Annotated in this window: 6 protein-coding genes; 2 read left to right on the plus strand and 4 right to left on the minus strand. The window is 41.9% G+C overall.

Translation table 11 applies throughout. The features are described 5' to 3' along the window. Positions 1-86 precede the first annotated feature (86 nt). The 3 genes from dnaK to AC1IR0_RS13885 form a co-directional block, all read right to left on the minus strand. Positions 87-2,027, minus strand: coding sequence for a molecular chaperone DnaK (gene dnaK, locus AC1IR0_RS13875; protein WP_071852338.1), 1,941 nt, complete (start codon positions 2,025-2,027; stop codon positions 87-89). A gap of 118 nt (positions 2,028-2,145) precedes the next feature. Further along, positions 2,146-2,694 carry a nucleotide exchange factor GrpE gene (grpE, locus tag AC1IR0_RS13880; RefSeq protein WP_479741493.1) on the minus strand — a complete coding sequence of 183 codons (549 nt, stop codon included), beginning with the start codon at positions 2,692-2,694 and terminating at the stop codon, positions 2,146-2,148. Between the two features lie 1,004 nt (positions 2,695-3,698). Beyond that, complete coding sequence (locus AC1IR0_RS13885; RefSeq protein WP_338840331.1) at positions 3,699-4,199, minus strand: cell envelope integrity TolA family protein; 501 nt, start codon at positions 4,197-4,199, stop codon at positions 3,699-3,701. A 217-nt stretch (positions 4,200-4,416) separates the two neighbouring features. Between AC1IR0_RS13885 and AC1IR0_RS13890 the strand changes: the two genes are divergently transcribed. Next, positions 4,417-5,487, plus strand: a complete 1,071-nt coding sequence (locus AC1IR0_RS13890) for an alpha/beta hydrolase (protein WP_004728955.1) — start codon at positions 4,417-4,419, stop codon at positions 5,485-5,487. Between the two features lie 71 nt (positions 5,488-5,558). Here the strand turns inward: AC1IR0_RS13890 and AC1IR0_RS13895 are convergent, their stop codons facing one another. Beyond that, positions 5,559-6,233 (minus strand): acetoacetate decarboxylase family protein, encoded by a 675-nt coding sequence (locus AC1IR0_RS13895; RefSeq protein WP_005094830.1) that lies wholly within the window; start codon positions 6,231-6,233, stop codon positions 5,559-5,561. A gap of 103 nt (positions 6,234-6,336) precedes the next feature. Here AC1IR0_RS13895 and AC1IR0_RS13900 point away from each other — a divergent pair, with 103 nt between their 5' ends. Continuing rightward, positions 6,337-6,909 carry a peptidylprolyl isomerase gene (locus AC1IR0_RS13900; protein WP_479741492.1) on the plus strand — a complete coding sequence of 191 codons (573 nt, stop codon included), beginning with the start codon at positions 6,337-6,339 and terminating at the stop codon, positions 6,907-6,909. Positions 6,910-7,076 lie beyond the last annotated feature (167 nt).

Below are 7,076 nucleotides of genomic sequence, written 5' to 3' on the forward strand. Positions count from 1 at the left end.
AAATTTAGGTAGTTTTTATTTTATTCCTGCAAGTCGAGACATAAAAAACCGCGCTTTCGCGCGGTTTTTTTAGTTAAACCGACAAATTATTTCTTGTCATCTTTTACTTCAGTGAACTCAGCATCTACAACGCCGTCGTCCGCTTTTTGAGATTGACCTTCGCCGCCTTGGAATGCGTTTGGATCAAAACCTTGCGCACCGCCTTGGCCTTGCGCTGCTTCATATGCACGTTGTGTAATTGGCATGATGATGTTTTGCAGCGCTTCAGTTTTCGCTTTGATCTCTTCAACGTCATTTTCTTTGGTTGCAGCTTCAAGCTCAGAAACCGCAGTTTCGATTGCAGTTTTTTCGTCTGCAGTCACTTGTTCACCAAGATCTTTCACTGCTTTTTGTGAAGAAGCAACTAAAGCATCCGCTTCGTTGCGTGCTTTTGCAAGCTCTTCAAATTTACGGTCTTCTTCAGCATTCGCTTCAGCATCTTTGATCATTGCTTCGATTTCAGCATCAGACAAACCTGAGTTTGCTTTAATCTGGATCGATTGCTCTTTACCAGTGCTCTTGTCTTTCGCAGATACTTTCAAGATACCATCAGCATTGATGTCGAAAGATACTTCAATTTGTGGCACACCACGTGGCGCAGGTGGGATGTCGCCTAACTGGAAGTTACCTAACAATTTGTTTTGCTGCGCCATTTTACGTTCACCTTGGTAAACTGAAATGTCTACAGCAGGCTGGTTGTCCGCAGCAGTTGAGAACACTTGAGATTTCTTTGCAGGAATCGTGGTGTTTTTCTCGATGATTGCAGTCAACACGCCGCCCATAGTTTCAATACCAAGTGTCAACGGAGTTACGTCAAGTAGAAGTACGTCAGTTTTGTCACCTGAAAGTACCGCACCTTGAATCGCAGCACCCATGGCTACTGCTTCGTCAGGGTTTACGTCTTTACGTGGCTCTTTACCGAAGAATTCTTGAACCTTCTGTTGAACCATTGGCATACGAGACTGACCACCCACCAAGATTACGTCAGAGATGTCAGAAGTCGAAAGACCTGCATCTTTAAGCGCAATACGGCAAGGTTCAATCGTACGAGCAACCAGGTCAGCAACTAGACCTTCAAGTTTTGCACGTGTTACGTTGATCACTAAGTGTTTAGGACCAGTCGCATCAGCAGTGATGTATGGAAGGTTGATTTCAGTTGCGTTTGAAGATGAAAGTTCGATCTTCGCTTTCTCAGCAGCTTCTTTTAAACGCTGTAACGCCAGTGGATCTTGCTTCAAGTTAAAGTTTTGTTCTTTCTTGAACTCTTCAACCAGGAACTCGATTAACGCGTTATCGAAGTCTTCACCACCTAGGAATGTATCACCGTTAGTCGACAATACTTCGATTTGCTGGTCGCCATCAAGGTCAGCAATTTCAATGATTGAAACGTCGAAAGTACCACCACCCAAGTCGTAAACCGCGATTTTACGGTCGCCTTCTTTTTTGTCCATACCGAACGCAAGTGCAGCAGCAGTTGGCTCGTTGATGATACGTTTAACTTCTAAACCTGCAATTTTACCTGCATCTTTAGTTGCTTGACGCTGTGCATCGTTGAAGTAAGCAGGAACAGTAATAACAGCTTCAGTTACGGTTTCGCCCAGGTAATCTTCAGCAGTTTTCTTCATCTTTTTCAAGATTTCAGCAGAAACCTGTTGTGGCGCCAATTTTTTGTCGTTGACATCAACCCAAGCATCACCGTTGTCTGCTTTGATGATTTTGTAAGGAACCAGACCGATATCTTTTTGTACCGCTTGGTCTTCATAACGACGACCGATCAAACGTTTGATCGCGAACAATGTATTTTTCGGATTCGTTACTGCTTGACGCTTTGCAGATTGACCTACCAGAATTTCGCCATCTTTATAGGCAATAATAGATGGAGTGGTACGCGCGCCTTCAGCGTTTTCGATTACTTTAACTTTGTCGCCTTCAAGTACTGCAACACATGAGTTTGTAGTACCTAAGTCAATACCAATGATTTTAGCCATTTGGATGTTTCCTCTAAAATTTTTTTGTGATTTACACTTGTTATCCGATATGAGAGCCGTTCGATTTTTTTCAAGTAAAATTTTTGAAAAATTTCACAAACTCCCGAATTTATTTGGCTTAAGCGCCGACCATCACCATGGCAGGACGCAATAAGCGACTGTTAAGCGTGTAGCCTTTTTGCAAAACAGTCCCAATTTCATTTGCATTGGCATTTGGATCAATCCCGACTGCCTGATGCAGGTCAGCATTGAAACCGTTGTTGGTATCCACTGCCACAACCCCAAATTTCTCCAAGGTATGCAATAAAGATTTAAGGGTCAGTTCAACACCTTCACGCAATGGTGTTTGCTCTTCACCTGCAGCCACAATGGCACGTTCCAGATTGTCGACTGTTTCTAGAAGCTCTTTAGAGAACTTTTCCAGAACTGTATCTTTATGCTTTTCAGATTCACGCTGAATACGTTCAACACTCTTTTGTGCTTCATAAACTGCATTGGCGGTACGGGCTTTTTCTAACTTTAAATCACCTTCAAGCTGCGCAATCTGCTCTTGTAAAGACTCAACGGAAACTTCAGCCTGCTCGGTTTCAGCTTGAGTTTGCGCTGTATCTTGTTCCGCTTGCTCTTGCTCAAGTTGTTGAGCTTGCTCGTTTTGCTCAGTCGCCATTGATTTACTCCGTTTAAATGGGTTCTTAAACATGTACAGTCCTTAGGCCTCAGTGTTCACTGCGTTTATGCTGAACTGCCATGGTTGTGAAGTTCTTGATTACCTAAAGAAATCGGGGCAGGGTGTAAAAATTCAAGCGTCGACCCAGATTAAATTTAAGATTTATACAAAATACTGAATCCAGCGGATAGCAGAACAAGCTATTCAGAACACAACAGCAGGATAGGATGAGAATAAAATACACGGACATCAGCAGCGATGAATCCGAATTTTGAACTGAATAGATTTAATTCGCGACTAAATCTAAAAATTAAGTATTTGAAAATAAATATAAAAAATAAGTAATCGTATTTTTGAATCGAATTAATAATTTTAATCCGTTTTAAGTGTGGGTAAAAAAATTGCATCATACTTCTATTAACAGCGACCTTGTTTAGAGGAGAGAGCCGAACCGGGTTGCTGTTGTCCTATTTTAAAGTTGCTTTTTTCAAGCTGAGCCTCCCCAAGACTCAGCTTTTTTTTGCCTGTTTATTTATTAGACATAAAAACGATTAATATCTAAGCAATAAAGTCTTTCACAATAGATGAACTTTTGATTAATATTTATTCCAGATTCTATCGCTGTAGTTTCTTCTTATTTTGAAATGTGTTTTCGTGGCTTATCCTGTTCTCTAGATAAGCCTTTTTTTTGCCTAGAATTTACCTTTTTTAAATTTGTTGGAATCAGTCGTCTCTATTTTAGCGTTCTGTAAGATAAAACTTACAGCTTGGATAGTGAATCTCGGCTTCCTGAGCGCAAGTTGATTCGATAGGATAATTTATATAAAGAATAGGATGTTCTGGTTGAATTGCTGAGAAGCATAAGCGAAGTGGAAGTTCGTTTAACATAACCCTCTGCAAAGGCCCTAAAGAAATTTTCTTTAGGGCCTTTGTCTATCTGGCAGCTATCTTTTTCCATTTAAAAAGCCCAGTCTAGGCTTTTAATACAGAAAATGATTCAAGTCTTAATCGCGACGATCGCGTGAACGTTGTTCTTGATGACGTCGGTTGTCATTCCAGCGTTGATTAGAACGATTTTGCTGGACTTTTTTACTGCGTTGATCTGTTACACGTTTACGCTCCAGATCCTGACGACGTTTACGTTCTGCCTCTGCCTGTTTTTGCCGTTGCGTCATGATATTTTTACGTTGCTGTTCATGGCGCTGTCGTTCCAGTTGGCCTTTACGTCGATCCAGCTCTAACTGTCTTTTACGATCCTGCTCCCAATTGCGATGTTGTAATTCCTGTTTACGTCGATCCAGTTCAATGCGTTTGCGTTGCTGTTCATATTCCCAACGTTGCCGCTCATAGCGACGATCTTGTTCATAACGCCGGTCCAGTTCATAGCGACGGTCATAACGCTGATCATAGCGGCCATCATAATAGCCACCATCTTCAGGAAATGCGACGCAGCCTACAGCTAAAAATGCAGTCGCCAAAGACAGAGCTATAATTTTGCTAGCCATAGGCATCCTCCCGATTTGTAATAAAAAATATACTTAAGCTCGCAAAAGTACGTCAAAAATAACCTTTAAACGGTCAATGACATCTTTTATAAATGAGGGTAACGTATCGAGTAGAAGCTATATGTACATTGATATTAAGACTTATATAAGAATATGGTCACTGAAACGCTAATCGTGTAGAAACTATGAAGAATTAAGAGAATAAGGACTAAAAATAATGACTGTGAATCCTCCGGTTCTGAAAAGTGTGATGGAAAAGGGACAAGGGACGGCAGCGCGTATGCTGGACCGCTTACCTGGCATTGCACAGGAAGCATTAGTTAAGGCTCTGGATTATCCTCATGTTTATCCTGATTTAGATCCATTGGTAAAATGTCTGATGGCCATCCAGATAAAACAGGGGCATAGCAGTTTTATCAGTGAGGATCTGGCACATTCGCGCACATTGTTTGATGCACGCATGAAAGCGATCGCGGCTAAACCAACTACTGTCAAAGTCATCGAAGAGCTGCGCCTGCCTTTGCAAAGTGGCAGCATCTTTGCCCGGCATTATCATCCAGCTCCACAAAAGAAGTTGCCGATGGTGATTTTTTATCATGGCGGTGCATTTATGGTGGGCGGTCTGGACAGCCATGATGAATTCTGTCGCTTGCTGGCAGTACATGCCAAAGTGCAGGTGCTAAGCGTGGCTTATCCGCTGACGCCAGAATTTAGCCCCTTGCAGATGGTACAGGTTTGTGAAGATGCCTTGGCTTGGGCACATCAGCATAGTAAGCAACTAAAAATCTATAAAAACCGTATTGCCGTGGCAGGGGACAGTGCCGGAGGAAATCTGGCTACTGTCGTGGCACAGCGCAGTGCAGGTAAATCTTATGCCGCACGAGCACAGCTTTTGCTTTATCCGGCGGTCGACTTTAAAAGTCGCCATCCTTCTTTTTATGCCTATAAAGATGGACTGGTGCTTTCAGAGCAGGATATTGATCTGGTGACCTTAATGTATGCCCAAACCCATCAGATTGAACTGGATGATCCGTTGATTTCACCGACCTATGGTGAATTGCAAAACTTGCCGCCAAGTTATGTGATTACTGCACGTCATGATGTCCTGCATGATGAAGGTTCAATCTATGCACATAAACTACGTCAGAATGGCGTGAGTGTTCATTATCATGAATATACCGATCAGGCACATGGTTTTATTAACCTGACGCCGATCTCTCGCCGTGCCAAAAAATATGTGATTGAGATCAGCAAAAACTTCCGCAAATTCTGGGATAAAAATAGTTAAATCGAAAGTATAAATAAAAAAAGGTGTTTCTCATGAAACACCTTTTTTTATAGATAAGTTTTTATCAGTTCTTATACTTTGCTACTGATCTGCGCTTCAGGAAAGATCAAATTGAATTTGGGGACATAAAAGCTTTGCAGCAATTTGGCTTTGGAAAAGTCTGGAAATATATTCTCGGCATCTTGCCACTCTACTTGCGAGAGTTTGGAGAGGTGACCGCGGAACTGTGGACTAAACTGAAAACGCTGCCCTTTCCAGGCTTGCTGAATCTTCAGCATAGACGCTGGAATATGATGACTATTAATGTAGAACTGGCGTGCAGATTTGGTTTTCTTCAGCCGAATCGTCATATGCTGGTTTTGATGCTGAATCTGACACAGCACTTCCTGATCCTTTTCCTGCCATTCAAATTGCGCATGTTCTTTGGGAATGCCCCATAAATACTGACCGTGTACCACAGACTCATGGGTAGACACATAAATTTTAGGAATCGAACTGAGGCGCCGTTTACTAATTAAAGGATGATCCAGAATCAGTAACTCATCATAAGGGCCAATCGGCGAAGCGTGATAACGCACCAATAAGACTTGGACCATACGACCCAGCGGAGAAGGGGCGATCCGGAACTGTTTCGCTTGCTCAATAAAGCTGGGGGTCAGCCAATAATTCAGAATAAAACCCTCACCCTGCAAACGCCAAGGTGGAAACTGGTGGATATTTTGCTCCTGTAATAATGCATGCTTCATTCTTATTCTCTTGTCTTTAGTCGGCAGGTCACTGCATTATGAGTTATAAAAGATTAATATATAGTCATTCACAACCATTACTTCTAAGTAGATGAGTTAATAAATGTTAAAGAAATCATTATGTGTCATCGCACTTGCTGCGGTCAGTCTACCAAGCTTTGCTGCCAATACGATTATTGAGATGAAGACTTCATCGGGAAATATTGAAATTGAACTCTTCAATGACAAAGCCCCAATCTCGGCAAAGAACTTCGAAAGCTATGTAAAGAGCAACTTCTATAAGGACACGATTTTTCACCGCGTCATTCCAGGCTTTATGGTGCAGGGCGGTGGCTTTGATGTGAACATGCAGGAAAAAGCCAATACAAAAGCACCCATTAAAAACGAATCGTCGAATGGTCTGCAAAATAAACGCGGTACTTTAGCCATGGCGCGTACTAATCAGCCGGATTCTGCCCGAGCACAATTCTTTGTGAACCTGGTCGATAATGATTTTCTGGATCGTTCTGCTAGAAATGCCGGCTATGCGGTATTTGGTAAGGTCACTAAAGGCATGGATATCGTCGATCAGATTGCCAAAGTACCGACCCGAAACTATGGAATGCATCAAAATGTGCCAGTGAACCCTGTAAGAATCACCAGTGTGACGATTAAAGCACCAGTCGTAAAAAACTAGGCATAGAATAAAGCAGAAATATTTAATTTATATTTCTGTTTTAAAAATATGTACTTATGTAATGAATTGTATGGAATTGAACCAATTTGGTGCATAAAAATAAAACACTCGTGATTCCTGTGCGTTAAAAGCGCTTGCACGTGTAAGAAATTGCCCTATAATGAGCA

Source organism: Acinetobacter sp. 129952, from assembly GCF_056642055.1.

Coding starts and splice junctions, on each gene's coding strand:
- dnaK (WP_071852338.1), bottom strand. CDS start 2,027: ATGGCTAAAATCATTGGTATTGACTTAGGTACTACAAACTCATGTGTT.
- grpE (WP_479741493.1), bottom strand. CDS start 2,694: ATGGCGACTGAGCAAAACGAGCAAGCTCAACAACTTGAGCAAGAGCAA.
- AC1IR0_RS13885 (WP_338840331.1), bottom strand. CDS start 4,199: ATGGCTAGCAAAATTATAGCTCTGTCTTTGGCGACTGCATTTTTAGCT.
- AC1IR0_RS13890 (WP_004728955.1), top strand. CDS start 4,417: ATGACTGTGAATCCTCCGGTTCTGAAAAGTGTGATGGAAAAGGGACAA.
- AC1IR0_RS13895 (WP_005094830.1), bottom strand. CDS start 6,233: ATGAAGCATGCATTATTACAGGAGCAAAATATCCACCAGTTTCCACCT.
- AC1IR0_RS13900 (WP_479741492.1), top strand. CDS start 6,337: ATGTTAAAGAAATCATTATGTGTCATCGCACTTGCTGCGGTCAGTCTA.